Source organism: Granulicella mallensis (assembly GCF_014203225.1).
GTDB classification, from domain to species: Bacteria; Acidobacteriota; Terriglobia; order Terriglobales; family Acidobacteriaceae; genus Granulicella; species Granulicella mallensis_A.
Genome location: NZ_JACHIO010000010.1, coordinates 33,804 through 59,025, shown reverse-complemented (window position 1 = coordinate 59,025; position 25,222 = coordinate 33,804). Strand labels below are relative to the sequence as shown.

Sequence of the window (25,222 nt, the reverse complement as noted above, 5' to 3'; positions counted from 1 at the left end):
CTACCGTAGATGGTCGCTGTAGGCTATAAGTGACACAAGAGAGTGCACATGACGCATCCATTCATAAAATCCATTCGTCCCGTCAATCTTCTCTCCTTTGGGCCCGAGGCGGAGCCAATCGAACTTCGCAGCCTCAATATACTTATTGGCCCAAATGGCAGTGGAAAATCCAATTTCATTGAGATAATTCGTCTTCTGCATGTCCTCCCCAATAAGGACCCGTGGAGTTCGGTGCTTGCTACCGGAGGAGTAAGCGAATGGGTTTGGAAGGGGAAGAAAAACAAGAGTTTGCTTTGCGCCCTGCACGCACAGCTTTCCCTTGGCGATGTACGAACAAGTCAAATCGGTGACAAGTCCGAATACTTTAATCTCTCTATAAACTTGGAACTATACGAATCTTCTTTTCGTATTAAGCGTGAATCAATAGGCACCAGTGACATCGGCGGTAACATAAATACCCTCCAAAGCTGGTTTGAACGCGACGGCCCTTACGGTACCCTTCACCTGCGAATGGCAAGAGCCGATGAAGGGCCCATTGTCTTCGGCCTTAATACCGATAGATCTGTCATTGCACAATTGGCCTCACCGTCCGTGCAAGCATCGAATATTGGTCAGATTCTTCCTGAACTTTTCGAAATCGCTGAATTTCTTGAAAGTTTTGACTTCCACCAGGATTGGGAGTTCGGCGTTGATTGTCCCCCACGCGACCCACAACCAGTTGGCCAATCCATCGTTCGGCTAGAAGAAAATGGAATCAATTTAGCCCAGATGCTGGCGCATTATAAAGATGATCACAAACCTGTGTTCGAACGGCTTACAGATCTTGTAAGGCGATTCTATGAGCCCGTTAAGAGTGTGGAGGTCAGGGTAGTTAGCACACATCTGCAAGTCGCCATTGAAGAAATCGGAGGCTTTTCGGTACCTGCCTATCGACTCTCGGATGGAATGCTTCGTTGGCTCGCAATTCTGGCAATTCTGCTCAATCCGACCCCCCCCCCCGTTACGTGTATTGACGAGCCTGAGCTTGGACTTCACCCTGATATTATTCCGACCCTGGCCGATCTACTTCGAGAAGCATCAATGCGCACGCAACTCATTGTTACCACGCACTCCACAGCACTCGTGGATGCTTTTTCTGACGACCCCGAAGTTATTTGCGTTTCAGAAAAAATCGACGGGTCCACTGTAATCAGACGCTTGAGCCAACCAGACCTCGCTGTCTGGTTGAAAGATTATTCTCTTGGAAATCTTTGGGCCAGTGGGGAAATCGGAGGGAATCGCTGGTGACGATTAAAATTTACGTTGAAGGAGGCGGAGACAACAAGGATACGATAGCAAGGTGTAAGCAGGGTTTTGCGGAGTATTGTAAGAAGATTGCTCCTGCCAAGCAGCAACCGAAAATCATTGCATGCGGGGGACGTGACCAGGCTTTTACCCGCTTCAAGACCGCAGTTCAAAATGGCAAAGCAGGTGAATCCTGTGCCCTGCTGGTTGACTCAGAAGGACCTGTGAGACCAGATTCTCCTCCAGCGATCTATCTTCAGACCCATGATGGATGGAACTTCGCTCATTTACCGGGCCATCAGGTATTTCTTATGGTTCAGGCTATGGAAGCATGGTTTCTTGCCGATCGCAATGCCTTGATCGCCTATTATGGTGCAGCATTTCGCCCCAATGCCCTTCCTGGCGATGAACGACACATAGAAACTATCTCCAAAGATGATTTAGAACCATGCCTGGTGAATGCGTCTCGGGCCACAAAAACCAAAGGTTCCTACCATAAGACCAGACATGCCTTTGCACTTCTTGCAGAGATCAACCCAGACAAAGTTGCAGCTGCCTCTTCCCACGCCGCTGCACTACACAATTTCATTCGATCACAATGACAGCTTGCAATACCCAAGGCCTAAACGGCACCTACAACTCTAGGTATTGTGCGGATCGATGCTCTTGAACCCATAGGTTTCGTACCGCGTCGTAAGCTTGCCACCGCGCAGCGACACCACCGTAAAGCCCTCCGCCGCACCCAGGCGAGTTCCCTGCCACCAGTTGCCGCTGACCGCACCGCTGGTGATGTAAGGAACGCCGTGCCACTCCACACGCTCGTTGACGTGCGTATGGCCTTGCAGAACGCCGAGCACATTGTGCCCCTCAAAGAGCTGAATCACTTCGCTGGAGTTGGCCACCGTATTCCCGTGGTGTGCCGGGGGCGTCGCCGGCACAGGGGAATAGGAATCGATGGCGCTGACGATAGGAATATGGCTGGTGACAATGATCGGCGTTCCCGCAGGCTGCGCCTTCAGATCGTCCGCGAGCCACTGCAACTGCGCCGCATCGATGCGGCCCTCATACGCACGGTCGGGCGTGAGACCGATGGAGTCCAGCACGATGAAGTGCGTGCCCTTGTGTTCGAAGCTGTAGTACAGCTTGCTGACGTGCTCTTCGTAGTACTTCTTGCCGTACTGCGGGTCCGTGGGCTCGATGCCGCTCTTGGTGTAAATGCCAAGGCAGTCGTGGTTGCCGATCGTGTGATGGACCGGCAGGCTCAGATCCTGCTGTGTCTTGTCGTAAAGATCGAAGAGGCTGATCGAACGCGTTTTGGGTACAGCTAATCCGTCGAAGATATGATCTCCACCCTGGATGGCGAAGTCAGCCTTGAGCGTGCGCATCTTCTTGAACGCCATATCGCAGCCTTTGGTGGCATCGAGTTCCGGCTGAATATGGGTATCGGTCAGGAAGATGAAGTCGAAGTCCTGTGCAGGGGCGGGAGCGGGTTCAGCCTGCGCCACCGGCGAATGACCGAGTGTAGCAACGGTTCCAGCGGCTCCTAGAAGCGAGAGAAAGTGGCGACGATCCATAGACATGATTTCAGCTTATGAATTGAATGTTGCATTGGCGTAAATCTTGCCCTTAGCTATTCCTCAAGACTCTCGTCAGGCCGATCGGGCTGCGTTTGATACACCGCTTCCACCTGCTCCAGCGTGTCGATCTCGCTGACCGGCTTGTCCCGCCGGATATGCAGGATGCGCGGAAAGCGCAGCGCAAAGCCGGAGGCATGACGCGTGGACCGCATGATGTTGTTGAAGGCCACCTCCAGCACGATCTGCGGCTCGACCGTGCGGAAGTATCCGCGATCCTCAAGTGTGTGGGCCTTGAGCCATTCGGTCATCTCCAAAATCTCCGCGTCCGTCAGGCCAGAGTACGCTTTACCAACGTTCAGCAATTGGCCAGCTTGTCCCCGCACGGCAAAGGTGTAGTCGGAGAGCAAACCCGCACGTTTGCCGTGTCCGAACTCCGCCCCGGTAATGACCACATCCAGCGTCGCGAGTTCGCGTTTCAGTTTCACCCACGCCAGGCCACGACGCCCCGGCAGATACGCCGAGTCGGCCCGCTTCAGCATCACGCCTTCGTTCGCTCGTGCGCGCGCATCCCGGTACGCCTGGTCGATGGCCGCCGCGTCCGTCACAGGTTGAGAGGGTGACAGCATCCACCGTGTCTTCTGTTCAGCGACTGGAGTTGTCTCCAAGAACAATCCAGCCTGGTCTGTCTTGCGAGTCGAGTCAGCGGTCAAAGCGGAACGCGCACGCTCGCCCCACCGCCCTACAACTTCCTCCAGAAGCGCGCGCCTCCTGGTCAGCGGAAGAGGCAACAAAAGCTCGTCTCCCACAAAGAGCAGGTCGAAGGCCATAAAGACAGCGGGAATCTGCCGACGCACTTCATCGCTCACCACCTTGCGTCCGATTCTCTGCCCCATCACCGCAAACGGCAGCGCCTGCGCCTTCCCATAGTCCCAGCCAAGAATCTCTCCATCCAGAATCATGGGCTCCTCTACCTGCGCGAAGGCTTCGGCAAGCTCCGGAAAGCTCTGCGTAATGTCCTCGCGATTGCGCGAGTAGATCGCGACACGCCCCGGTTGCGAGGAATCACCGCAATGCACCTGCGCCCGCATCCCGTCATACTTGTCTTCCAGAAAGGCAAGCACTCCAGAACTCCCGGCAGACGGCTCTCCGCTCACCGACGCCGCAATCTGCGCATCCTCTGCGAGCCCCTCCTCTGCCGCATCCCTGGCGACCACCTCCTGCACGGGAGCAAGATCGACAAAGTCCTCGCCAACACGCTTCTTCCGCGTCTTCTTCGGCTTCGCAACCTTCGCAGGCTTTTCCTTCGCGGGCGCCTCGGTAAATCGTTCCACCGCAGCCTCGGGCGTCTCCACTGGCGACGCCAGCATGAACCCCAGGGGATGAAACAAGGTCATGCGTGCCGCGGCCAGCGTTCCCGCAAAGGCGCGCCCTACGGCACGCACCAGGTCCGCCTCCAGCATCACGGCATGACGTACCGCAGCCACCTCAGTGCCCGACGCCACAGCAATCGCTTCTTCGATCAACGATTGCTTCACGCCGATTCTCATGTCGCCGAGCATCAGCTTCAACAGATACTTCGCCTCGAGCGCCGTAGCGTGTGTCAGCAGCCCCTCCACCAGAGACGAGCGCGCAGCCGTCGTACGCGCCACGGCCATCACGGCAAACGCATCCGCCACATCGTCGAGTGTCAGAGTGGCCGTCGACGAGGCTTTGCCATGAGGAGCCACCAGCAGGTCATGCGCCGCAGCCCCAAGATCGCCGTGCCGTCGATACGCTGCGGTGAGTTGAGCATGATCCACGCCTGCAACCGCCAGCACAGCGCGACTCAGCAACGCACCGCCTGCATTCAGCTTGCGTGCATCGTTTTCCGCAAAAGGCTGGCCTGCCAAATACAGCGCAAATCGTCCCGCATCGGTGCTCTCCGGAGCAGCCGCATGCAGAGACGCAATCGCCTCGGCGATCGCCGCACGTTTTTTCAGGCGGCTGCCCTCCCGCGAGAGCTTCTCCGCCAACGTCGCCAATGACACAAAGAAAGCCATAGAACCTTCAGGTCCTCGTCCTTCAGTAGGATGCAGCAAGCCGCTACAGCGAGAAGGGCCATTCTTTCCAGGGGACAGCCAGGATTTCTACCCTAAACCCCAAACTGCTGCAGATGATGGTCCACATGTTTGTACATCAACCTCGCCCACTCCTCCGGTGTTAGCCACCCAAAGAAGCTATGCGGATGCTTCGTGCACCCTGCGGGACCGTTCTCTGCGAAGCAGCCAATCATCTCCTGCAGCCTTTGCCGTTCTGTATCGAAATCGCGATCGTCATTCACCACCAGCTCTTTGTCCGTCGGCATGCTGTGTCGAAACGGTTTCTCATTCAGTGCAATCGATCTCGCGAAACGCCCGAACAACCGGCCAGGCATGCTGCGCGGCGGAAAGGTTCGTCCCGCGATCATCTCGAACTGAGCAGAGAGATGGGCCAGCGCCTGCGCTGGATTCATCTCGCCCCATAGCCGTTCGCTGTCAGGCCGCAGCCTCGCAATCCTCCCCTTCACCTCTTCTACCGTTGCTGCTTCAAATAAATTTCGCATGGAAATTCTCCTCGCAGTCGTCTCGCTCAAGGCTTGTATGGAAAGAGAATAACGAAGCTTTGGCAGTTCTGTCCTCTCACAAACATCATGGGAAGCAGAGTCGTGAGTTCTCACGGGCTGACGAATATCTCGTATCTCGAAACTCGTGACTCGAAGCTGAAAGCAGCCATTCGAATGCCTGGAAGTTCAACCACACTACTCGTTAGCAAGCCGTTTAGAAGCCACAAAGGAACGCCGCTATCTAGGTCGTCTGCAGCTTCAGATCCTTGAAGGTAGCTTCAAATCCTGGACCGCTCGGAGCAGCGCACATAATCCCCACCTCTACCGGTCGAGTCGGCTGAAAATATCCCATACGAACGGAGGTGAATTGAACGCCGTTCAGCGAACAGAGCGTCTCAATAGAATCCCGCTTGCGAATCACTCGCCACCAGACAGGTTCCGTGTCAGAGAGGTCCGGCAGAGTCGACCCGTCGGAATAGTTGCGTGTGAAAACAACGCTCGCAAATCGCTTTCCATCGATGAACTCGGTGCCGCATCTCATCCAGTTTTCGCTGTCCAGCCTGACCATCAGCCCCGCCTGATCGTACTGCGTTGCATACTTGCCATTAATGCAGGCTGTGAAGGTAAAGTCTCCGGGCACTGAAAGATGATCGAAGTGCCCGCTATCGGCGATATAGCCATCGAATGTCTTCTGCCAGAAATCCGTCTTGGCACGGCTGCGAACGACAATCTGTTCGCCGGCAATCTTTGCGGAAGCGGGTTCGTTCAGCCACGTCATGCGTGACAACAAACTATCCTGAGTGGTTGGAGCAGCTTCCGCCTTGCGGGCCTGATCGAATAAAACCACGCCTGCAGTAAGCGCCAGGGAACCTTCGATAAATCTCCGTCTATTCACCAAAATTCCGCCCTATCCTTTGTGTGGATTTTTCGATCAATCAAACCATTCAATACGGCTGCTGGGAATGCGCCAGCTTAACACGTACGTTGGCGTCCTGGCTGAGGCGATAAGGAGGTCGAGCAGAAAAACCGGCGAAAGTCGCAGAAGCAGGGTTATTTCTACCGGGATTCTTGGCCCTGCGCTTTTCAACCACGGTCTGACTAGAATAAGGTCACGACCCCAGCGAGGATATTCCAAAGCCATGCCCGCCAACGAAAACACCGAGAACAGTGTCTGGAACAATCCAGAGTATCGACAGGACCTCGCCTTCGCCAAACTCACCGAAGAGATGCTCGAGCGCCTGCGTTCCTATGGCCGGGAGGAGGCCTTCCCCGCGAACGTCCCGCTGTTCACTCACGGAGAGCGGCAGGTCGATATGTACGTCGTGCTCGACGGGCAGGTCGATATCTCTCTGCCCGCAACGAATGGCGAATCCAAGGTCATAGCCCATCATCAGAGACTTGATTTCTCCGGCGAATTGAATCTTCTGACCTCACAGGGATCGCTTGTAGAAGCGCGAACGGTTCGCGCAAGCCGCCTCCTCCGCATCCCGCGTAACGAGTTGCAGAGACTCATGCGCGCAGAAGGCGATATCGCCAATCTCATCACCTCAGCGACCATCTGGCGTCGCATCGGCATCATCGCCGAAGCGACCAGTGGAATCATCCTCATGGGACGCGCCAACGATGCGGAGACTACGCAACTGCAGCGCTTCCTTATCCGCAACAGCTATCCACACAGAATCGTTGAGGAGCCTGCCGAGGAGACCGCACAACTCGATGACCTATCCGATCATGAACCCACGCCGACCTTACCTGCGGTGGTCCTCTCCGATGGCCGCATCCTGCGGCGGCCCACCATCACGCAGCTTGCCGACGAGCTAGGCATCACCGAGCTTCCCGATCCCGAGATGATCTACGACGTGGCCGTCGTCGGCGCCGGACCTTCAGGGCTCGCCGCTGCTGTCTATGCAGCATCGGAGGGGCTCTGCACCATTGTGATCGAGGGCACCGCTCCCGGAGGCCAGGCAGGCACCAGCTCCAAAATTGAAAACTACCTCGGCTTTCCAACCGGAATCTCCGGCCAGCGCCTGGCGAGCCGCGCCCAGTTGCAGGCGTTGAAGTTCGGCGTACGCTTCGCCATCTCCAGAGATACGGTCACGGCGGAACAGATCGATGGCATCCACAAGCTGACCCTCGCGGGTGGTATCCCGGTCTGCTCACGATCTGTCGTGGTGGCCTCCGGAGCGCAGTACCGCAAACTTTCGGTGGAGAACTACGGCCAGTATGAAAACCGCGGGATCTACTATGCGGCCACTGCGATGGAGTCCCTGCTCTGCCGCGACCACGAGGTAATCGTGGTGGGTGGTGGCAACTCAGCGGGACAGGCCGCGGTGTTTCTATCCGGCATCGCAAAGCATGTGCATCACATCGTGCGTGGCAAGTCGCTGGCAAACACCATGTCGCAGTATCTTATCTCGCGCATCGAGAGCTCCTCGCATATCACGCTCTATACCAACTCGGAGATCGTGAAGCTCGAAGGCGAATCGTCCCTCGACTGCGTCACCTGGATCAATCGCGGAACCGGCGAGTCGACAAGAAAGCCGATCGGAAGCGTCTTCGTGATGATCGGCGCCGAGCCCAACTCCGGCTGGCTCTTCGGCACGGTACGGCTGGACAAGAAGGGCTTCATCCTCACAGGAGGAGAAGACGGCTTTGACGGTACTCCCTACGCGACCAGCGTGCCAGGGATGTATGCCGTCGGCGATGTGCGCTCCAACTCCGTGAAGCGCGTGGCGTCAGCGGTCGGCGAAGGTTCCGTAGTCATCTCAGACGTTCATCGCTATCTTGCAGACCATCGCAACAAGTTCGCCGCCGAGCCGAACTCAGCACTGGCAGCCTTGCGATCGGTAAGTGCCGCAGCTACCCAGCAAAGCTAGAACAGCCCCGAAGGGGCGACATATCCCAGCCCAGGGCGAAGCCCTGGGTTCCGTGGCGAAAAAGAAGATGAGCCCTGAAAGGGCGTCCTATCGATGCTCGACGAGATAGATCGCATGTTCAGCGCTCCCCCTATTCGTTGAGCATTGTTACTCTGACGGATAAGGCGCTGTAGCCTATTGATAAAATCGCCGGATGAATTCTCCAGCAGCCAGTTCGATATCCGGCAATGCGCAAGGGCCCTCCGATCAGGATTTGATTCGGGATATACGCAACACCTCCAATCAAGCCATTGCCGCTGGCGATGCCGCAAACTTCGCCGCCAGCCTGGACGAAGACTTTGTGGTCGTAACTGGAAACGGATCACTCCTCTCACGCGAGGCGTACATAACAGCGTTCGCCAAGGACTTTGAAGATCCGCATTCGATTCGATTTGAACGCATCGTCGATTCGATTGAGATCTCGGATCTGCTTCCGCTGGCCGCCGAACACGGCCATTGGGCAGGACGCATCTCCGGCGGCCCGATCCTTTTCGGTGGAACCTACCTGGCCATGTGGCGCAGAACGGAACACGGCTGGAAGCTGCGGTCAGAGCTATTCATTGCACTCGCATGCAAGGACGCTGCCGCGGGTGAAAGCTATCGTCGGCGGTACGGAGCAACGCTTACAAAATCTGAGCCGTAATGTCGGCACTCGCCGTGCGCACAAGCGATTTAGGCATAAACTATCGGGAACATTTGGGACACGATGCTCGTATTGCCAAACGATGACCTGTCACGGAGTCAACTTTGAAGCCTTTGAGTAGCTACCGAGTTCGGCCATTGGGACTTATATTTGCGCTGACCGTGTTTCTCTTTTGCATGTCCTCTTCTCTCTGTGCGCAGGAGAAGAGCGATACAGCCAGACAACATTTCGCCCTGGTGGGTGGCCGAATCTATCCTGACCCTTTTTCCAAGCCAATCTCTGATGGCACCGTCCTGATTGAGAATGGAAAAATCACCGCCGTCGGAACGAAAAACAGAGTGCATGTCCCGCCGGGCTTCGATACCGTGGATTGCACCGGCAAGACAATCGTCGCTGGCTTCTGGAACAGCCACGTTCATTTTACCGAGCCAAAATGGGAAGGTGCCGCAAGTCTTCCGGCCACGCAGCTCAACGCGCAGCTTCAGCAAATGCTCACGCGCTATGGCTTCACTTCAGTCGTTGATACTGGTTCCGATCTGCCCAATACCGTTGCCATTCGCAAGCGAATTCAATCCGGCGAAGTGATGGGGCCGCGCATCCTGACGGCCGGTTTTCCGCTGTATCCCCACGACGGTATCCCCTACTATGTGACCGAATCTGTACCTTCAGCGCTGGTGAAACAACTTCCTCAGCCGGCCACACCGGAAGAGGCCGTGCGGGCCGTGGATGAAGACGTCGCTCAGGGAGCAGACATCATCAAGTTGTTCGTGGTCTCTATCGTCACCCGCGATGGAAAGCACACGACTTTGCCCATGTCCCTTCCGATTGTGCAGGCCGCAACCGCCGAGGCCCACCGGAAGGGCAAGCTGGTGTTCGCACACCCGTCTACTAACGAGGGCGTGGAACTGGTTCTTCAGGGCAAGGTAGATGTACTCGCCCATACAACGGAAGAAGCTGTCGGGTGGACCCCAGCAATCGTTAACCGCCTGAAGGCCGCCAATGTCTCCCTGATCCCGACTCTCACCTTATTTAGTGGCGAAGATGGCCCTGACACCAACCATCAGGGAATCCTGCAAGAGGTGAAGAGTTACTCCGATGCCGGCGGGCAGATTCTCTTTGGCACAGATATCGGCTTCATCACCGACTATCGCCTTCTTACCAGGGAATACGAGTTGCTTGGTCGCGCAGGCCTGAACTATCGGCAGGTTCTGGCCACACTCACCACTGCACCTGCCAAACGGCTCGGGTTTGCCGCAACGGCTGGCCGTATTGCTACAGGTCAAGATGCCGATCTGGCCGTCCTTGATAGCGATCCGGCCGATGACATAACGGCATTTTCGCGGATCAAGATGACCCTGCGTCGCGGACAGATCATTTATCGAGCAGAAGGTCAGTAAGCAAAGAATTGCAAAGCCAAACCTGGTCAAAGCGGAGACCAGTTGACGTGGTGCTAAAGCATTTTCGCGAAGCGGTTTGTCATCACCTATCGCCCTCGATGGGCTCGATACCAAGAACCAGCAGGATCGCCTCCGTCACGAAACCTTTTCGTAGAGGTCCTTGCATGCTTGTTCCTTGTAGAGAAAGACCCGTGGTCAACGCCATAATGATGTCGGCAAGATCTTTCGGGTCAGAGGGTGGCTTTCGATCAAGCTTGGCAAACAGTTTCGTAACCAATCCAGCCATAGTATCCCGGTGAGTGCGGTGTAGCTTGGCATAGGTCTTCGCAAATGTCTTATCGCGACAGGCTTGCAATTGGAACTCCGCAGAAAGTAAACCGAAGTCGAAATCTGAGCCACGTATGGTTTCAGAGCTGCGGATTTGCGAGAGAAGCTCCGGCGCGGGAATGTCCTGCGCAAGAAGCTGAGCCAGAGCTTCAATCTCGCGCCGCTTATGGGCGTCGAGAAGTTCGAGGAAGATAACTTCTTTGCTCTCAAAATTGGAGTAGAACGCTCCCTTGGAGTAGCCCGCACTCTCCGCGATCAAATCAACCGATGCCCCCTCATAGCCAACCCGTGCAAACAATTGCGCTGCGGACTCCAGAAGCCTCGTCCTGGTCTCGAGCCGGCTTTCCTGCCGGGTCAATCTCTGCTTCATCGCTTTAGTCACGTTTCCAGCATAGCGCACGAAAACTATTTGCAACCCAAATACCGTTCGGTATATCTATACTGAACAGGATGTACAAAAAAGCAACGAACACGAGGATCAGCAGCTAATGGCTAAAACAATTTTGATCACCGGCGCCTCCAGCGGTATCGGACGAGCTACCGCACTTTATTTCGCCGAAAAGGGCTGGAATGTCTCAGCAACCCTGCGCGACCCGCTCAAGGCCGACCCCATTCTTCAGCATCCGCAAATCAGCCTGTTCGCTCTGGATGTAACGAATGCGGATTCCATCGCGCAGGCGATCGCCGATACGTTGAGCCGCTATCAAAAGATCGATGTGCTGCTGAACAACGCAGGCTACGGCCTGTTCGGCCCGGTGGAAGTTCTGGACAGTCAACAAATCCAGCAGCAATTCGCAACGAATCTCTTCGGCCTGATCTCGGTCACGCAGCAGGTTCTTCCCTTCATGCGGGCCGCGGGCGAAGGTTTGATCCTCAATATCTCTTCCATCGTTGGCCGCATGGCGCTTCCTTACGCCTCGTCTTACATCGCGACAAAATTCGCAGTGGAAGGGTTGAGCGAATCGATGCGCTATGAGTTGGAACCGTTTCATATCCGCGTCAAGCTAATCGAACCCGGCAGCATCAGCACCGAGTTCGGCAAAGGCAGCATGCAAATGGCGGTAAGTGGCCCTTATCGAGAAAGCATGAACAAGTTTCTGAATGTATTCACGAAAAGCAGCTCTAAAGGAGCCAGGCCGGAGGAGGTTGCGAAAATCATCTACCGTGCTGCGAACGATGCGAGCAATCGATTACGTTACCTCGCCAAACCCGGCCCATTCTTTTGGATGAATCGAATTCTGCCGGATGCGATTTGGCGCCGGTTGCTGGTGAAAGCCATGGTGAAGTAACGCTCGCATGACTCCAGACACTCTCTACAGACTCGCTCCCACGTTGTTCAGTATTTGATATTGCGCCGCTCTTTAATATTCTCTATATTCGGCATATGTCGAATATAGAGAATATTAAAGAGAAAGAGAGTCGCCAACATTTCATTCGGGATATTGCCAGGATCCTCGTTTCAGCCGGAGTTCCAGAGGCCGCGGCGCGGCTATACGGTTATCTGCTACTGAGTGAAAGCCCAGTCAGCCTGGATGATATTGTTGCCGAACTCGAAGTCAGTAAGAGTACCGCAAGCGTAGCAGCGCGGCTATTGGAGACGTTTACACTTGCGCGCCGTCAGAGCCAGCGTGGTACGCGCTCCATTTTGTACGAGGCCTCGGATGATTTCGACGGCATTCTCAAGACCCAAATGCGGTATATGGAGCAATTGACTGAACTCCTCAGACAAGGCGCTCGCAAGACCCGCAGCAAGGCGGCGCGCAATCGACTGGACGTCATGGCCGATTTTTACTTACTGAATCGCAACGCATTGGAATTGGCACTGCAGAAATGGGCTGCGCGCAGGTAGTAGAGGTCCTGCGAATGGCTGTGCCACTCAACAGAGTGGAGCGAACATCGAGAATTGTGAAGTTTGCAAACGGCATCAAGAGTGAAACAGATCACAGGCATCACTCCTCTAGTCGACTAAGTCCCCACAATGGGATTCAAACACAGAAAGGCTGATGTGATTTCAAACCCAAGGATTCAGCTCAATAGCGAAAACACAACCGCAGCCGTGAAATATTTTGTGGGCAGTGAAACCTCGGTATTTTCGATATCGGATCTGCGAATTCCCATCTGGTCGATCTTGGCGACCCTGGGGCTTGGTCTTCTGGTCCTATTGCCAGGCGGCTTCGTATATATGTGGGTCGCACGACACATCAGCGCCGAAACCAGCCATACGATGCCGTGGCTGGGTGGCTATGTTGACCATGCTGTAATGCTGGTGATTGCGCTTGTGTTGTCCGCCTGGTTGAGCAAAGGGCGGCTTGCTGAGTATGGGCTGCGATGGCCACAAGGCAAGAGTTACGTGCTGTCTGCGCTGGTCTGGGGCACTTCGTTTGGGGTGTTGATGACGGCAGTAGACTATTTCCCGCAGATACTGAAACGTATTCCTCCACCAGAGCATCTTTCACTAACTCCTTTGAGCCTGATCGGGTGGCTTGGCGCGTATGGGGTCGTTGTTGGATTCACTGAAGAAATTCCGTTCCGCGGTTTGCTCCAAACATTCCTCATGCGACACACCTCAGGTCGAATACGTTGTGGGGAGTTCGACATGCACGTGGGTGGAGTGATCCTGGCGCTATTGTTTGCACTTGCTCACATCACCAGTTTCTGGCAGGGAAACGTTTGGCTAGCCATTGGACAACAATCTTACGGCTTTGTGCTCGGCATCGTGTATGCATATTGGCGCGAAAAGTCTGGCAGCTTGTTGGCGCCCATTCTTGGGCACAACATAAGTGACGGAACGGAGTACGCCTTGATGTTTTTGATGACTTGGTTATGGCGCTAGCTTTCGCGTGCCGTTCCTTCATCCTGAAGGAGTGGATCGGTATACCAACGGAAATTTGATGGCAATCCTGCGCAAACGAAAAAGCGACAGCGGCTACGATAAAATCGTAGCCGCCGTCGCTTTTGATACTTCCTGTTCTTAGTGGCTCTTGCCCTGTGCCGAAGCTAGCTTCTCTTCCGCCACACGTGCCACAGCGTTAGCCTCGTCGTACTTGACCTGATCGTCGCCAGCCTCGTTCCAGAGCTCCTGCGAGTGCTTCAGCTCTGTCTCAGCCTCGGCTGGATCAATCTCTTCCGGATGCAGCGCCGTCTCGGCGAGGATCGTCACGCGCTCGGGGAGCACTTCGACAAAGCCCCAGGCCACGAAGAAGATCTGCTCACCGGCAGTACCACCGTGCAGGCGAACCTCGCCCGCACCAAGCTCCGCCAGCAGCGGAGCCGCGCCGTAGAGCGCCTCAAGATAACCCGACATCGAGGGCAATTCAACCGCCGTCGCCGTTGCATCGAGCAGCACGCGATCCGGCGTCACCAGCCGTACCTGCAGCAACCCCGAGTTGTTCGTAGTATCAGCCATTCTTTTGAAGCCTCGGATCAGGGACTAGCGTTTACTAATCCCTGATCCCTGTTCCCTAATCCCTGCCTTTAAGCCGTCTGCTTCATCTTCTCGGCAGCGGCGAGAACGTCCTCAATGCCACCCTTCAGATAGAAAGCCTGCTCCGGAATCGAATCATGCTTGCCTTCGATGATCTCCTTGAAGCTGCGCACCGTATCCTCGACCTTGACGTACGCACCGGGGATACCGGTGAAGATCTCGGCGACGTGGAACGGCTGCGACAGGAAGCGCTGCACCTTACGCGCACGCGACACGGTGAGCTTGTCCTCTTCCGAGAGCTCGTCGATGCCGAGAATCGCGATGATGTCCTGCAGGTCCTTGTAACGCTGCAGAATACGCTTCACGCCCTGCGCCACATCGTAGTGCTCCTGGCCCACAACGCGAGCCGAAAGCACACGCGAGGTCGAGGTCAGCGGGTCCACAGCCGGATAGATACCAAGCTCCGACAGAGGACGCGAGAGCAACATGGTCGCATCCAGGTGAGCGAAGGTCGTCGCGGGAGCCGGATCGGTAATATCGTCGGCGGGCACGTAGACGGCCTGCACGGACGTAACCGAGCCCTTCTTGGTCGACGTGATGCGCTCCTGCAACTCACCCATTTCGGTCGCGAGGTTCGGCTGGTAACCCACGGCGGAAGGCATACGGCCCAGCAGCGTGGAGACCTCGGAACCCGCCTGCGTAAAGCGGAAGATGTTGTCGATGAACAGCAGCGTGTCGGCGCCCTCGACGTCGCGGAAGTATTCCGCAACCGTCAGACCGGTCAGCGCCACGCGCAAACGTGCCCCCGGCGGCTCGGTCATCTGGCCGTAAATCAGTGCGGCTTTACTCTTATTGAAGTCGTGTACGTCGATAACGCCCGACTCCTGGAACTCATGCCACAGATCGTTGCCCTCACGGGTGCGCTCGCCGACTCCAGCAAACACCGAGAAGCCGCCATGCTTCATTGCAACGTTGTTGATGAGCTCTTGAATCACGACGGTCTTGCCGACGCCGGCGCCGCCGAACAGGCCGATCTTGCCGCCCTTCAAGAAGGGCAGGATCAGGTCGACGACCTTGATGCCCGTCTCGAACATCTCCTCCGAGGTCGACTGTTCGTCGAACGCGGGAGCCTGCCGATGGATCGGCATATGAGTCTTTGCATTCACCGGGCCGAGCTCGTCTACAGGTTCACCCAGCACATTGAGCACACGACCAAGCGTCTCGCGACCGACCGGCACCGTGATGCCTGCGCCGGTGTCGATGGCCTTCATGCCGCGAACCATACCTTCGGTCGCCACCATCGCGATGCAGCGCACGCGGCCTTCACCGAGATGCTGCTGCACCTCGACGATGACGTTCACCGGCTGCGGCGTGACAAAGCCGTCTCCGACGATGCGCAGCGCCTGGAAGATAGGAGGCATGTGCGCCTCTTCAAATTGCACGTCAACGGCCGGGCCGCTGATGCTGATCACTTTTCCGATGTTCTCTGCCATAACTTGTCTTACTCCGAACTCGCTGTTGCTTTTCTTTCTGTCATTCCCGGAGGGAATCTGCTTTCCCTACAGCGCTGCAGCCCCACTGACAATTTCGATAATTTCCTTGGTAATCGCAGCCTGACGAACACGGTTCATGGTGAGCGAAAGCTTATCGATCAGATCGCCTGCATTCTTCGTGGCCGCATCGGTCGCGGTCATACGGGCCGCATGTTCCGCAGCCGTCGATTCCAGAAGCGCATGGAAGATCTGCGTCGTCACATAACGTGGCATCAGGTGGCGGAACAACCGTTCGGGAGCCTGGTCGAAGATGTAATCGACTTCAGCCGTGCCAAACTTCTTCGCCTCTTGATCGATCTCCGTCTCTTCCGGCTCGTTGATCGAGACACCAGCGCTCTGCGCAGCCTTACCCGCTGCTTCCTTCTGCTCTTCGGTCATCTCTTCGAGAGCCGTCACTTCGTGCGATCCCAGCTTGCGGATGGGTAGAAGCTTCTCCACCACAACGCGCTGCGAGATCACCGACTTGAACTCGTTGAAGACGATGTAAACCGAATCGATCTCACAGTGCTCGTACCGGTCGACGATCGAATGCGCCAGTTTGGTCACTTCCTCGAAGTCGGTCTTCACCAGCAGTGTCGGATGTTCAGCCGCCACTTCAATCGGAACCTCACGATGCCGGATGTTCTCGATATGCTTCGAGAGCTCGTTGTCGTAAAGCTCTTCCGTGTGCTCATACACTGCAGCCGGAAAACGCTTCTTGTAAAAACCGATCGCCTTCTTGCCGATCGGTTCCAGGTCGAGATTCTGTCCCTGGGCACGGCGCTCGTCGATGAACTTCTGCGCTGCTTTGCCGATGTTCGAATTGAAGCCGCCGGCAAAGCCCTTATCGCCCGCCACTACCAGCACGAGCACATTCTTTTCTTCGCGCTCCACCAGCAGCGGATGCAAGATGTCGCCGGTCGCTTCATTGAAGAGGTCCGTGCGGCGCACCAGCGATTCCAACACGTTGGTCAGCATCTGCGCGTAAGGCCGCGCCTGCATAGCGCGCTCCTGGGCGCGGCGCAGCTTGGCAGCCGAGACCATCTTCATGGCCTTGGTAATCTGCCGCGTGTTCTTCACGCTGCGGATGCGACGCCGTAAGTCGAGTACGTTTGCCATGCGTTCTTAGGCCTTTGCCCCCGCGGTTGCGGCTTCCTTGCGTGCTGCGAGGAAGTCCTGCTTGTAAGCGGTGATTGCGTCCTTCAAGCCCTTGCGAAGATCGTCGTCCAGAGCCTTCTTCGACTCGATGCCCGACAGAACCTGGGGTGCCGCCGAATCCATGTACGAATAGAAGCCATCCTCAAACGCGCGAATGTCCTTCACTTCAACATCGTCCAGCAGACCCTGCGTTCCGGCGAAGATGATCGCCACCTGCTGAACCCATGTCAGCGGCTTGAACTGGGGCTGCTTCAGCAGCTCCGTCAGGCGTGCGCCACGGTTCAACTGGTTCTGCGTAACCTTATCGAGATCGGAACCGAACTGGGCGAAAGCCGCCAGCTCGCGATACTGTGCGAGGTCGAGCTTCAGCGTCGATCCAACCTGCTTGGTCGCCTTGATGGCGGCAGCAAATCCCACGCGCGACACCGACAGACCGACGTTTACGGCAGGGCGAACGCCCGAGTTGAACAGATCGGTCTCGAAGAAGATCTGGCCGTCGGTGATCGAGATCACGTTGGTCGGAATGTAGGCCGAAACGTCGCCAGCCTGCGTCTCGATGATCGGCAGTGCGGTCAGCGAACCGCCGCCCAGCTCCTTCGACATCTTCGACGAACGCTCCAGCAGACGCGAGTGCAGATAGAACACATCGCCGGGGTACGCTTCGCGGCCTGGCGGACGGCGCAGCAGCAGCGAGATCTCGCGGTACGAAGCGGCGTGCTTCGAGAGATCGTCATAGATGATCAGCGCGTGCTTGCCGTTATCGCGGAAGTACTCGCCCATCGCCGTCGCGGCGAACGGGGCAAGGTACTGCATCGGAGCGGGCTCGGAAGCCGTAGCGGCAACCACGATCGTGTAAGCCATCGCGCCGTACTCTTCGAGAGTCTGTACCACAGCAGCAACCGACGAGCGCTTCTGGCCGATCGCGCAATAGATGCAGATCAGGTCGTTCTTCGCCGAGTTGATGATCGTATCGAGCGCGACCGAGGTCTTGCCGGTCTGGCGATCGCCGATCAGCAGCTCGCGCTGACCACGGCCGATAGGAATCATCGTATCGATGGCCTTGATGCCCGTCGCCATCGGCTCCGTAACCGACTGGCGCGCAATCACGCCGGGAGCGAGGCGCTCAACCGGAAGCGTGTGCGGCGTATTGATCGGGCCCTTGTCGTCGATGGGCTGGCCGAGCGCGTTGACCACGCGACCGATCAGCGCTTCGCCCACGGGCACGGACATAATCTTGCCCGTACGCTTGACCTCATCGCCTTCCTTCAGCTCGCTGTAGTCACCGAGAACGACCGTTCCTACCTGGTCTTCGTCAAGGTTCATCGCAAGACCCATGATGCCGTGCGGGAACTCGATCAACTCACCGGCCATAACCTTGTCCAGGCCATGGACGCGTGCGATACCGTCGCCGAGGGTGATGATCGTGCCGACCTCGTCGACCTGCACGCGCTGCTCGTAGTTCTCGATCTGCTGGCGAAGGAGTTCTGTGATCTCGTTTGCCTGAATCTGTGCCATGCTCTTCCCTTTTCTTCCGTCTCTTCCAAACTCTTAATGCTGCGCTTTGTACTGTCTAAGCTCGTGCGGCAACTAGCCGCTGCTTCAACTGTTGCAACTGTCCGCGAACCGAACCATCGTACACAGTCGATCCGATACGGACCACTGCGCCGCCCAGCAACGAGGCATCCTCACGATACGTAGCCCGCACATGCTGACCACCCGCAAGCTTTGCCACCTGCTGCTCCAGCAGATGACGATTGTTATCGTCCAGCGGACGAGCCGTAACGATCTCGGCCTCCGCCACTCCCGTCGCCTCATCGGCAAGCGCCAGGTAGGCTTCCAGAATCTGCCGCAGTTCATGCAGACGCTGATGATGCGTAATCACAGCAAGAAAATTACGTGTCGCCGAGCTCATGCCGAGCCGTGCTGCAATCGCATCCAGCACGCGCAGCTTCTGCTGTTCGGGAATAGAGGGGTCCTCAAGGACCTCACGCAGATCGGCGCTGCCCTCAAGGGTAGCGGCAAAATCATTGAGCTGTCCCTGAACAGCAGCCACATCAAGCTTCTGCTCGGAGACCACAGCGGCAAAGGCACGGGCGTAGCGGAGATCGACGATTGCCATTAGTTCTGGCCTCCCTTATCCGCGCCTAGACGATGCGCAAAGCTTTCGACCAGCAACCGGTCCGTCTCAGCCGTAACCACCAGCTTGCGCGCTGCCTGCTCCACAGCAAGCTCCGCAGCGTACTGCTGAATCTGACGCTGGGCCAACGTAGTCGCAGCCTGAATCTCAGCCTCAGCCGCGGCGATAATCTTCGCCTTCTCATCTTCGACAGTGGCCTTGATACGCTGCTCATCGCGAACAGAGTCGGCCTCAGCCTGCGTGCGCATTCCTGCGATCTGCGCATCCAGCTTGGCCAGCCGCTCTTCCACTGAACTCAAGCGAGCCGCAGCTTCCTGCGTTGCCGTACGAGCATCGACAAGCTTCTTCTGGATCGAGGTGCTGCGATTGCGAAAGGTCTTCGGGAGCGTCTTCAGCAGGCCGTAACCGACCAGAATTGCCAGAACGATAAAGTTGAAGACCTCGAAGGCCGTCGCAGCCTGGCCAGACTTCATCCCCAGCATGGCGCCAAACTTCTGCACCGTCGGAGACTGGCGATACGCCTCGTTCTCGTCCTTGATCTCTTCCTTCTTCTCAGGAACCGCGCTATCCGGCGCGCTCCGCTCTCCGCCATTGGCGAGAGATCGCGACTGAGGCTGGCTTGCAGCCTGCGCAAACAGGACATGAGTTGGCGCCGAGAGTAGAACAGCAGCGAGTGAAAGCAGTGCGAGCCCACGGAGCCCGGTACGGAGTGAGAAACGAAGCATTACTGGTGCGCCTCCGAGATGTTGGTTCCGGCGGGGAGCACGGCACGGAGAATGCTATCGCTCAACTGCGCGGTCGCGCTTTCAATCTGAATACGTGCGGTAGCAGCGGAGGTCGCAATGTCCTTGCGCGCCACACGAATGCGCTCCTGGGCAACTTCACGGGCAGAGGCCAATGCAGCATCGCGCTCGCTATTCCACTGATGCAGCTTCTGCTCGCGCGCGGCGACGATCTCAGCACGCGCGGCACGCAGCTTGTCCTCATAGGCGGCCGTCTCGGCTTCCGCCGCGGAGATTGCTCCACGAGCCTGCTCGACTGCACCGGTGGTGCGTGCGCGACGCTCTGCGAGGGTACGCTCCAGTGGCTTCTGCACCAGCAGGTTGTACGCGATCACCAGCAGAACGAACAGGATCATCGTCGGCACAGAGCCGAGCACAAGACCGCCAAGTTGATTAAGTATTTCCATGAATTTTCAGGGTCTTACAGAGGACAAGGGACATAGACTCGTGCCCTTTGCCGGCTCTCGCGCGGCGAGTAGAAATTGCGGCGCAAATTACTGGGGTTGTTACGAGTTAGTTGTAACAAACGCATAAGTGGAAAGTCAAAAACGAGGTGCGATAAACGATGTACTTGGCCGGTTAACAGCCACATTCAGAATAGCAAAAGAAATCGCGCCGCCAGGGCTGAAATTTACGCCATCGTGACACGAAAGGCATACACTAAGTGCACCAGCCGGGACCCGTTCCGGGTCGTGCAGGCCGCGTGATAAGGGGACACCACCTCCGCTCCCCTCTCAGGCGGCCTGTATTGTTTTTGTACAGTTTTCCCTGCAATTTCACCCCTCAGGCAATGCCTCCTCCTCGCGGAGTTGGTACTGCCGATAGCGCCGCAACAACGTCGCCGGCCCCAGCGCTGTCAGATAGACGAGATTGCCGTCAAAACGCTGTCCCGAAAGCGTCGCCCCCCGCTCCAGCGCCGACAAAATTCGCCCCTCCGACTGCGGAATCCGGAACCGAACCTCTATCAGGGGATCGGAGGTCAACGCCGCGTCGATGGCATGCAACAAATCGTCCAGCCCCGCACCTGTGAGCCCGGAAACAGGGATTGCCCCCGGCGCAAAAGGAGTCTCCGGCGGCAGCAGATCGATCTTATTCAGCACCTGCAACGTCTGTTTTTCCCCGACATTCAGCTCGGACAACACAGCCTCTACCTGGGAGCGCTGCTCGTCGAGCGTCGGACTGGCGGCATCGCGGACGTGCAGCAGCAGCTCAGCGCGTTCCACCTCTTCGAGCGTCGCGCGAAAGCTGGTGACCAGCGCATGAGGCAGATTGCGCAGGAACCCCACCGTATCCGACAGCAAAACCTTGCGCCGCGAGGGCAAAGTGAGCTGCCGCAGCTTCGGATCGAGCGTAGCGAACATGCGTTCGGAGGCCAGCACCTCCGCTCCCGTCAGGGAGTTGAACAGGGTCGACTTGCCGGCATTGGTATAGCCCACCAGGGCGACCGTCGGCACCGGCACCGCCTCCCTGCGGCCACGCTGCTGGCGGCGAATCCGCCGTACGGCTTCGAGCTGCTGCTTGATACGGTCGAGACGAAGATTGATCCTGCGGCGATCGGTTTCGAGCTGCGTCTCGCCGGGTCCGCGCGTTCCGATGCCGCCGCCAAGCTGCGACATCGATTTGCCCTTTCCCGCCAGCCGTGGAAGCTGATACTCCAACTGCGCCAGCTCCACCTGCAACATGCCCTCTCTCGTCCGCGCATGGCGCGCAAAGATGTCTAGAATCAACTGCGTACGGTCGATGACGGTACAAGGCAGCCGCGCCTCCACGTTGCGCGCCTGGGAGGGTGTCAGGTCGTGGTCGAAGAGCACCAGGCTCGCCCCGGTAGCGGCTACGGTCGCGACGATCTCGTCAAGCTTACCGCCGCCCACCAGCGTCGCCGGATCGGGATGAGGGCGGCGCTGGATCAGCACTGCCGCTATAGTCGCGCCGGCCGACCGCGCCAGCTCCTGGAACTCGGCCAGAGAGGCATCGAAGTCAAGGTCCGCAGGCTTCGGCGCGCTCGCCGAAGCATCGATCTCCGGCTCTTCGCCTATAGCGGAGCGATTGAGAATGGCCGCAGCGGCACGTGCCTGCTGCGCGGCAGGAGAGAGCCGCCGGCGGTCCGCCGTAAATTCGACGGCGACCAGGACTGCCTGCTCCCTGGTTGCCTGCTGACGTGCCCGCAGAAGCGCCTGCTCCTGCGCTGCGACAAGGCGGGAGTCTTTGATGCTCGGTGAATGTTTGCTCGACAAAGTTTGAGAACCTGTTCAGAAACTATCAAACTATCGCAAAAAGAGACGACAAGCCATAAGGAACATAACTAGAGCTCCCTTGGCGAATCTCTTTCGTTTGCAGACAGTTTCCAGCCAAACCTCAGGCTCGTCGATCAACCGTTGCGCAGCACAGCTTCCACCGGCGCCACGCCTGTAGGCGGAACGCGATGGTCACGCAGCTCTGTAGGCCGGCTTTCGCCGTGCAATCCGGAGCGGCCGCTGACCACGGTAGAGATCGCATGCTTGAAAATGAGCTGCTCCTGCGCGTTGTTTTCCAGCAGGACGGAGTACTTATCGAACGAACGAATCTTACCCGTCAGCTTGACGCCGCTTACCAGGTAGATGGTGATAGGGCTTTTGTCCTTGCGGACCGTATTCAGAAACGTGTCCTGAATGTTCTGTGCCGGCTTTGAATCCATGTGGGCCGATCTCCTTTTTCATGCGATACATTCCAAAGTGACAACCCGTCTCAGACTCAGAACGCGAGCTAAGACGTGCAGCTCTACAGAGTTTGCAGGCATTCACCCTGACAAAGCCTCCCCGGATAGAGCCAAGCCCTTCGAGGGAGATTCCAACGCCTTGTCTGATGGTTAGACGAGCCTGCGCTGCAATGGTTCCAACTACAATGTTGAACGATGGTTCATAACGTTCGACAAAGCTCTCTGCAACCTGTTCCGATGCTCGATTTCTCGCGCGAGTTTGCTACGATTCGTGAAGAAGTGATGGCGGCCGTCTCCGCTGTCTGCGAATCGCAACGTTTTATCCTCGGCCCGGAGGTCGCTCGCTTCGAACAAGCCGCTGCCGCGGCCTGCGGAGTGCCTTTCGCTATCGGCTGTGCCAGCGGCACCGATGCCCTCTGGCTGGCCATGGCAGCCCTTGAAATCGGCCCGGGCGATACGGTCATTACGACCCCCTTCAGCTTTTTTGCCACCGTCAGCTCGATCCTTCGCGCGGGCGCAACCCCTCTCCTGGCAGACATCGACGAGCGCACCTTCAACCTCTCCCCCCACGCAGTCGCAGAAGTCCTCAACGCCCCGCTCCCGGCGGGGGCAGGCAGGGTGGCGGCGGTCATGCCGGTGCATCTCTACGGCCAATGCGCGGAGATGGACGAATTCACCACCCTTGGCCAGAAACACGGCTTCCGCCTCGTAGAAGACGCCGCCCAGGCGTTCGGAGCGAGTTGGAATGGAGTCGTGGCCGGCGGCCTCGGCGACGCTGCCGCGTTCAGCTTCTATCCGACCAAGAACCTCAGCGCCTTCGGCGACGCAGGCATGATGACGACCCGCGACGCAAAGTCCGACGAACGCGCCAGAATGCTGCGCGCCCACGGCATGCGGCAGCGCTACTTCCACGACGAGGTCGGCTGGAATTCGCGGTTGGATACCCTGCAGGCAGCCGTTCTTGAAGTGAAGCTACGCCGTGTGGCCGCAGGAAACCAGCGCCGCCGCGAACTCGCCGCCCTGTACGACCAGCACTTCCGCGAGGCTGGCCTGGTAGGTACTTCTACAGCGGAAGGACTGGTACTCCCCTTCACCGATCCGCGTGCCGAACACGTCTTCCATCAGTACGTAATCCGCGCTCCACGCCGCGATGAACTGCGAACCTTCCTCTCAGAACACAAGATCGGGACGGAAATCTATTACCCCCTGCCGCTGCACCTGCAGGAGAGCCTCAAATCCCTCGGGTACAAAAAAGGCGATTTCCCCATCAGCGAACGCGCTTCGGAAGAGGTTCTGGCACTCCCAATCTACCCGGAACTGCGTGAGGATGAACTGGATACGGTCGTCGAGGCCATCAGACGGTTCTATTCATAACCGGCAGTGGCTCGCAATCGGCAGCGCATCAGCCATGCCTGTTTCGTTCACACCTGTTTCGTTAAGGGCACGGCTGAACACGCTGCCACCGCGGTTGAGTGACACACGCTCTCCATTACCGGCTGTTACCGCCTGCGCTTCTTAGCTTCCTTCGCCTTCTTCTCCGGCTCAGGATCAGGATGAGCCTCCGCCGGAGGCTCCGTTCCAGGAGCGATCAGAATCCGCCGGCAGATATTGCCTTCCAGGCGATACGTCTTTTCGATCGTCTTCGCCGGAGAGTAGATTCCCGTCACCGGATCAGGCGTCGGAATCGAAGCATCTCCCGCCAGCACTCGATAGCTGAAGGCCGGCAACTGAATCGCCGAGTTCGGAGCATGGCCATACGGATCGATATTGGCGCCTACGACAACCGGCAGATAACCTGCGATATTGTGCTCGCGAAACGCCGTCTCATAGCGATGTTTCTTCGTATTCCAGATAAAGACCCGAACCTGGTTGAAGTCGTACGGCAAGCCCGCCTTGTAGGGGCTGAGCAGGGTCAGATACTCCGGAATACTGGTAACGGTCTGCCCGTTGTTCAGGATGCCTGAATCGGGATCGTCCACCATGGTCAGCACATAGGCACCGATGATCCGCTGCCCCTCGGCGTAGCGCACCAGCGTGTCAGGAGCGTCGACATCGATCAGGTGGGAATAAAGCCACCCCGTATCGCCCTTCGCATCCCGAACCAGCCACCAATCCTCCATCACAGGCGCCGGAGGCCCTTCAGGCTGATCGGCCGCCGCGTCCTTCCCTGCGCCGGCCTTGCCTGCGCGGCCATTCCCCGCCGGTTTTGTAGCTGGCGTGGCAGCCCCGGGCGTGACAGGCTTTGCAATCGTGGCACGCCCCAGCAGACTCAGCTTGTCGCCCTCGGCCAGAAGAAAGAATCGGTCCGTCTTCAGGCCCGGGGCGATGTGCATGTACACCTCGTCGCGAGTAGCCGCAGAGGTAATCGCACGATCGCTAAGATGCTTCAGCCGCAACGCCTCGAACTGATCGGCCAGGCCCTGGTCGGCGACGTTCTTCTCTTTGATCCAGCCGACTTCCCCACGCGGCGTCCGCACCTTGACGAAGCGCCGGGCGCGTTCGAGCACCACCAGCTTCTCGCCATTGGACACGGTCCCCGTACGGTTCGAGACAGGGGCCACCCGGTCTCGAAGGGTGTCCTCTTTCGCGGTCACGTAGACATAGGCGTCCGCAGGCTTGACCCTGAAGTGCGAACACCCCGCCAGCCCCAGCGAAAGAATCACTGTTACCGCAAGCAATGCAACTGACTTCGGGTTGATACCAAGCATGTTCAGGCGGTGCCTTTGTGAAAGAAGATCCAGCGCAATAGAAATAGCGACATCAACAGGGT

At 57.5% G+C, this 25,222-nt stretch carries 24 protein-coding genes; 9 read left to right on the top strand and 15 right to left on the bottom strand.

Features of this window, described 5'->3' with window-relative positions; translation table 11 throughout:
* The first annotated feature begins 48 nt into the window (after positions 1-48).
* Both HDF15_RS12705 and HDF15_RS12700 read left to right on the top strand, forming a co-directional pair.
* The gene (locus HDF15_RS12705) at positions 49-1,287 is read left to right on the top strand and encodes an AAA family ATPase (RefSeq protein ID WP_184256080.1); all 1,239 of its coding nucleotides are present in this window, start codon (positions 49-51) and stop codon (positions 1,285-1,287) included.
* Positions 1,284-1,886: a DUF4276 family protein gene (locus HDF15_RS12700; RefSeq protein ID WP_184256078.1), complete on the top strand. Its 603-nt coding sequence runs from the start codon at positions 1,284-1,286 to the stop codon at positions 1,884-1,886. The genes HDF15_RS12705 and HDF15_RS12700 overlap by 4 nt, the downstream gene beginning before the upstream one ends.
* 39 nt (positions 1,887-1,925) lie before the next feature.
* Here HDF15_RS12700 and HDF15_RS12695 read toward each other — a convergent pair whose 3' ends face one another.
* The 4 genes from HDF15_RS12695 to HDF15_RS12680 form a co-directional block, all read right to left on the bottom strand.
* The gene (locus tag HDF15_RS12695; RefSeq protein WP_260331041.1) at positions 1,926-2,864 is read right to left on the bottom strand and encodes a metallophosphoesterase; all 939 of its coding nucleotides are present in this window, start codon (positions 2,862-2,864) and stop codon (positions 1,926-1,928) included.
* A 50-nt stretch (positions 2,865-2,914) separates the two neighbouring features.
* Positions 2,915-4,900, bottom strand: coding sequence for an ATP-dependent DNA ligase (locus tag HDF15_RS12690; protein ID WP_184256076.1), 1,986 nt, complete (start codon positions 4,898-4,900; stop codon positions 2,915-2,917).
* A 92-nt stretch (positions 4,901-4,992) separates the two neighbouring features.
* A complete protein-coding gene (locus tag HDF15_RS12685) occupies positions 4,993-5,442 on the bottom strand; it encodes a DUF1569 domain-containing protein (RefSeq protein ID WP_184256074.1) in 450 nt (149 codons plus the stop codon).
* Between the two features lie 241 nt (positions 5,443-5,683).
* A complete protein-coding gene (locus tag HDF15_RS12680) occupies positions 5,684-6,337 on the bottom strand; it encodes a DUF1349 domain-containing protein (RefSeq protein ID WP_184256073.1) in 654 nt (217 codons plus the stop codon).
* Between the two features lie 244 nt (positions 6,338-6,581).
* On the opposite strand from HDF15_RS12680, the gene HDF15_RS12675 reads away from it, so the two are divergent.
* The 3 genes from HDF15_RS12675 (at position 6,582) to HDF15_RS12665 (ending at position 10,397) form a co-directional block, all read left to right on the top strand.
* Positions 6,582-8,318, top strand: coding sequence for a cyclic nucleotide-binding domain-containing thioredoxin-disulfide reductase (locus HDF15_RS12675; RefSeq protein WP_184256070.1), 1,737 nt, complete (start codon positions 6,582-6,584; stop codon positions 8,316-8,318).
* 193 nt (positions 8,319-8,511) lie between these two features.
* Complete coding sequence (locus tag HDF15_RS12670) at positions 8,512-9,000, top strand: nuclear transport factor 2 family protein (protein WP_184256069.1); 489 nt, start codon at positions 8,512-8,514, stop codon at positions 8,998-9,000.
* A 176-nt stretch (positions 9,001-9,176) separates the two neighbouring features.
* Positions 9,177-10,397, top strand: coding sequence for an amidohydrolase family protein (locus HDF15_RS12665; protein WP_184256067.1), 1,221 nt, complete (start codon positions 9,177-9,179; stop codon positions 10,395-10,397).
* An 82-nt stretch (positions 10,398-10,479) separates the two neighbouring features.
* On the opposite strand, the gene HDF15_RS12660 is transcribed toward HDF15_RS12665, so the two are convergent.
* Positions 10,480-11,124 (bottom strand): TetR/AcrR family transcriptional regulator, encoded by a 645-nt coding sequence (locus HDF15_RS12660; protein ID WP_311733093.1) that lies wholly within the window; start codon positions 11,122-11,124, stop codon positions 10,480-10,482.
* Between the two features lie 88 nt (positions 11,125-11,212).
* On the opposite strand from HDF15_RS12660, the gene HDF15_RS12655 reads away from it, so the two are divergent.
* From HDF15_RS12655 to HDF15_RS12645, 3 genes are all read left to right on the top strand, one after another.
* The gene (locus tag HDF15_RS12655) at positions 11,213-12,013 is read left to right on the top strand and encodes an SDR family oxidoreductase (protein ID WP_184256065.1); all 801 of its coding nucleotides are present in this window, start codon (positions 11,213-11,215) and stop codon (positions 12,011-12,013) included.
* 95 nt (positions 12,014-12,108) lie between these two features.
* Positions 12,109-12,573 (top strand): GbsR/MarR family transcriptional regulator, encoded by a 465-nt coding sequence (locus tag HDF15_RS12650; protein ID WP_184256063.1) that lies wholly within the window; start codon positions 12,109-12,111, stop codon positions 12,571-12,573.
* Between the two features lie 129 nt (positions 12,574-12,702).
* On the top strand, positions 12,703-13,557 hold the full coding sequence (locus HDF15_RS12645) for a CPBP family intramembrane glutamic endopeptidase (protein WP_184256061.1): 855 nt from the start codon (positions 12,703-12,705) through the stop codon (positions 13,555-13,557).
* Between the two features lie 138 nt (positions 13,558-13,695).
* Here the strand turns inward: HDF15_RS12645 and atpC are convergent, their stop codons facing one another.
* From atpC to hfq, 9 genes are all read right to left on the bottom strand, one after another.
* Complete coding sequence (gene atpC, locus HDF15_RS12640) at positions 13,696-14,130, bottom strand: ATP synthase F1 subunit epsilon (protein WP_184256059.1); 435 nt, start codon at positions 14,128-14,130, stop codon at positions 13,696-13,698.
* Between the two features lie 68 nt (positions 14,131-14,198).
* Positions 14,199-15,641: a F0F1 ATP synthase subunit beta gene (gene atpD / locus HDF15_RS12635; RefSeq protein ID WP_014265249.1), complete on the bottom strand. Its 1,443-nt coding sequence runs from the start codon at positions 15,639-15,641 to the stop codon at positions 14,199-14,201.
* Positions 15,642-15,707: 66 nt separating this feature from the next.
* A complete protein-coding gene (locus HDF15_RS12630; RefSeq protein WP_184256057.1) occupies positions 15,708-16,799 on the bottom strand; it encodes a F0F1 ATP synthase subunit gamma in 1,092 nt (363 codons plus the stop codon).
* 6 nt (positions 16,800-16,805) lie between these two features.
* Positions 16,806-18,353, bottom strand: coding sequence for a F0F1 ATP synthase subunit alpha (atpA, locus tag HDF15_RS12625; protein WP_014265247.1), 1,548 nt, complete (start codon positions 18,351-18,353; stop codon positions 16,806-16,808).
* 55 nt (positions 18,354-18,408) lie between these two features.
* Positions 18,409-18,957, bottom strand: a complete 549-nt coding sequence (gene atpH, locus HDF15_RS12620; protein WP_184256055.1) for an ATP synthase F1 subunit delta — start codon at positions 18,955-18,957, stop codon at positions 18,409-18,411.
* Positions 18,957-19,700: an ATPase gene (locus HDF15_RS12615; RefSeq protein WP_184256053.1), complete on the bottom strand. Its 744-nt coding sequence runs from the start codon at positions 19,698-19,700 to the stop codon at positions 18,957-18,959. Before HDF15_RS12615 ends, atpH begins: the two co-directional genes overlap by 1 nt.
* Entirely contained in the window at positions 19,700-20,164 is a 465-nt protein-coding gene (locus HDF15_RS12610; protein ID WP_184256051.1) for a hypothetical protein, read from the bottom strand. Before HDF15_RS12610 ends, HDF15_RS12615 begins: the two co-directional genes overlap by 1 nt.
* A 369-nt stretch (positions 20,165-20,533) precedes the next feature.
* Positions 20,534-21,991, bottom strand: a complete 1,458-nt coding sequence (gene hflX / locus HDF15_RS12605; RefSeq protein ID WP_184256049.1) for a GTPase HflX — start codon at positions 21,989-21,991, stop codon at positions 20,534-20,536.
* Positions 21,992-22,125: 134 nt separating this feature from the next.
* A complete protein-coding gene (gene hfq / locus HDF15_RS12600) occupies positions 22,126-22,431 on the bottom strand; it encodes an RNA chaperone Hfq (RefSeq protein ID WP_014265242.1) in 306 nt (101 codons plus the stop codon).
* Positions 22,432-22,689: 258 nt separating this feature from the next.
* On the opposite strand from hfq, the gene HDF15_RS12595 reads away from it, so the two are divergent.
* On the top strand, positions 22,690-23,826 hold the full coding sequence (locus HDF15_RS12595; RefSeq protein WP_184256047.1) for a DegT/DnrJ/EryC1/StrS aminotransferase family protein: 1,137 nt from the start codon (positions 22,690-22,692) through the stop codon (positions 23,824-23,826).
* A 125-nt stretch (positions 23,827-23,951) separates the two neighbouring features.
* Here HDF15_RS12595 and HDF15_RS12590 read toward each other — a convergent pair whose 3' ends face one another.
* The gene (locus HDF15_RS12590) at positions 23,952-25,160 is read right to left on the bottom strand and encodes an SH3 domain-containing protein (protein WP_184256046.1); all 1,209 of its coding nucleotides are present in this window, start codon (positions 25,158-25,160) and stop codon (positions 23,952-23,954) included.
* Between the last annotated feature and the right edge of the window lie 62 nt (positions 25,161-25,222).

Excerpts from the sequence above, each read along its gene's own strand:
- HDF15_RS12705 (WP_184256080.1), top strand. The coding sequence starts at position 49 with ATGACGCATCCATTCATAAAATCCATTCGTCCCGTCAATCTTCTCTCC.
- HDF15_RS12695 (WP_260331041.1), bottom strand. The coding sequence starts at position 2,864 with ATGTCTATGGATCGTCGCCACTTTCTCTCGCTTCTAGGAGCCGCTGGA.
- HDF15_RS12690 (WP_184256076.1), bottom strand. The coding sequence starts at position 4,900 with ATGGCTTTCTTTGTGTCATTGGCGACGTTGGCGGAGAAGCTCTCGCGG.
- HDF15_RS12685 (WP_184256074.1), bottom strand. The coding sequence starts at position 5,442 with ATGCGAAATTTATTTGAAGCAGCAACGGTAGAAGAGGTGAAGGGGAGG.
- HDF15_RS12675 (WP_184256070.1), top strand. The coding sequence starts at position 6,582 with ATGCCCGCCAACGAAAACACCGAGAACAGTGTCTGGAACAATCCAGAG.
- HDF15_RS12670 (WP_184256069.1), top strand. The coding sequence starts at position 8,512 with ATGAATTCTCCAGCAGCCAGTTCGATATCCGGCAATGCGCAAGGGCCC.
- HDF15_RS12665 (WP_184256067.1), top strand. The coding sequence starts at position 9,177 with ATGTCCTCTTCTCTCTGTGCGCAGGAGAAGAGCGATACAGCCAGACAA.
- HDF15_RS12655 (WP_184256065.1), top strand. The coding sequence starts at position 11,213 with ATGGCTAAAACAATTTTGATCACCGGCGCCTCCAGCGGTATCGGACGA.
- HDF15_RS12650 (WP_184256063.1), top strand. The coding sequence starts at position 12,109 with ATGTCGAATATAGAGAATATTAAAGAGAAAGAGAGTCGCCAACATTTC.
- HDF15_RS12645 (WP_184256061.1), top strand. The coding sequence starts at position 12,703 with ATGGGATTCAAACACAGAAAGGCTGATGTGATTTCAAACCCAAGGATT.
- atpC (WP_184256059.1), bottom strand. The coding sequence starts at position 14,130 with ATGGCTGATACTACGAACAACTCGGGGTTGCTGCAGGTACGGCTGGTG.
- atpD (WP_014265249.1), bottom strand. The coding sequence starts at position 15,641 with ATGGCAGAGAACATCGGAAAAGTGATCAGCATCAGCGGCCCGGCCGTT.
- HDF15_RS12630 (WP_184256057.1), bottom strand. The coding sequence starts at position 16,799 with ATGGCAAACGTACTCGACTTACGGCGTCGCATCCGCAGCGTGAAGAAC.
- atpA (WP_014265247.1), bottom strand. The coding sequence starts at position 18,353 with ATGGCACAGATTCAGGCAAACGAGATCACAGAACTCCTTCGCCAGCAG.
- atpH (WP_184256055.1), bottom strand. The coding sequence starts at position 18,957 with ATGGCAATCGTCGATCTCCGCTACGCCCGTGCCTTTGCCGCTGTGGTC.
- HDF15_RS12615 (WP_184256053.1), bottom strand. The coding sequence starts at position 19,700 with ATGCTTCGTTTCTCACTCCGTACCGGGCTCCGTGGGCTCGCACTGCTT.
- HDF15_RS12610 (WP_184256051.1), bottom strand. The coding sequence starts at position 20,164 with ATGGAAATACTTAATCAACTTGGCGGTCTTGTGCTCGGCTCTGTGCCG.
- hfq (WP_014265242.1), bottom strand. The coding sequence starts at position 22,431 with ATGGATTCAAAGCCGGCACAGAACATTCAGGACACGTTTCTGAATACG.
- HDF15_RS12595 (WP_184256047.1), top strand. The coding sequence starts at position 22,690 with ATGCTCGATTTCTCGCGCGAGTTTGCTACGATTCGTGAAGAAGTGATG.
- HDF15_RS12590 (WP_184256046.1), bottom strand. The coding sequence starts at position 25,160 with ATGCTTGGTATCAACCCGAAGTCAGTTGCATTGCTTGCGGTAACAGTG.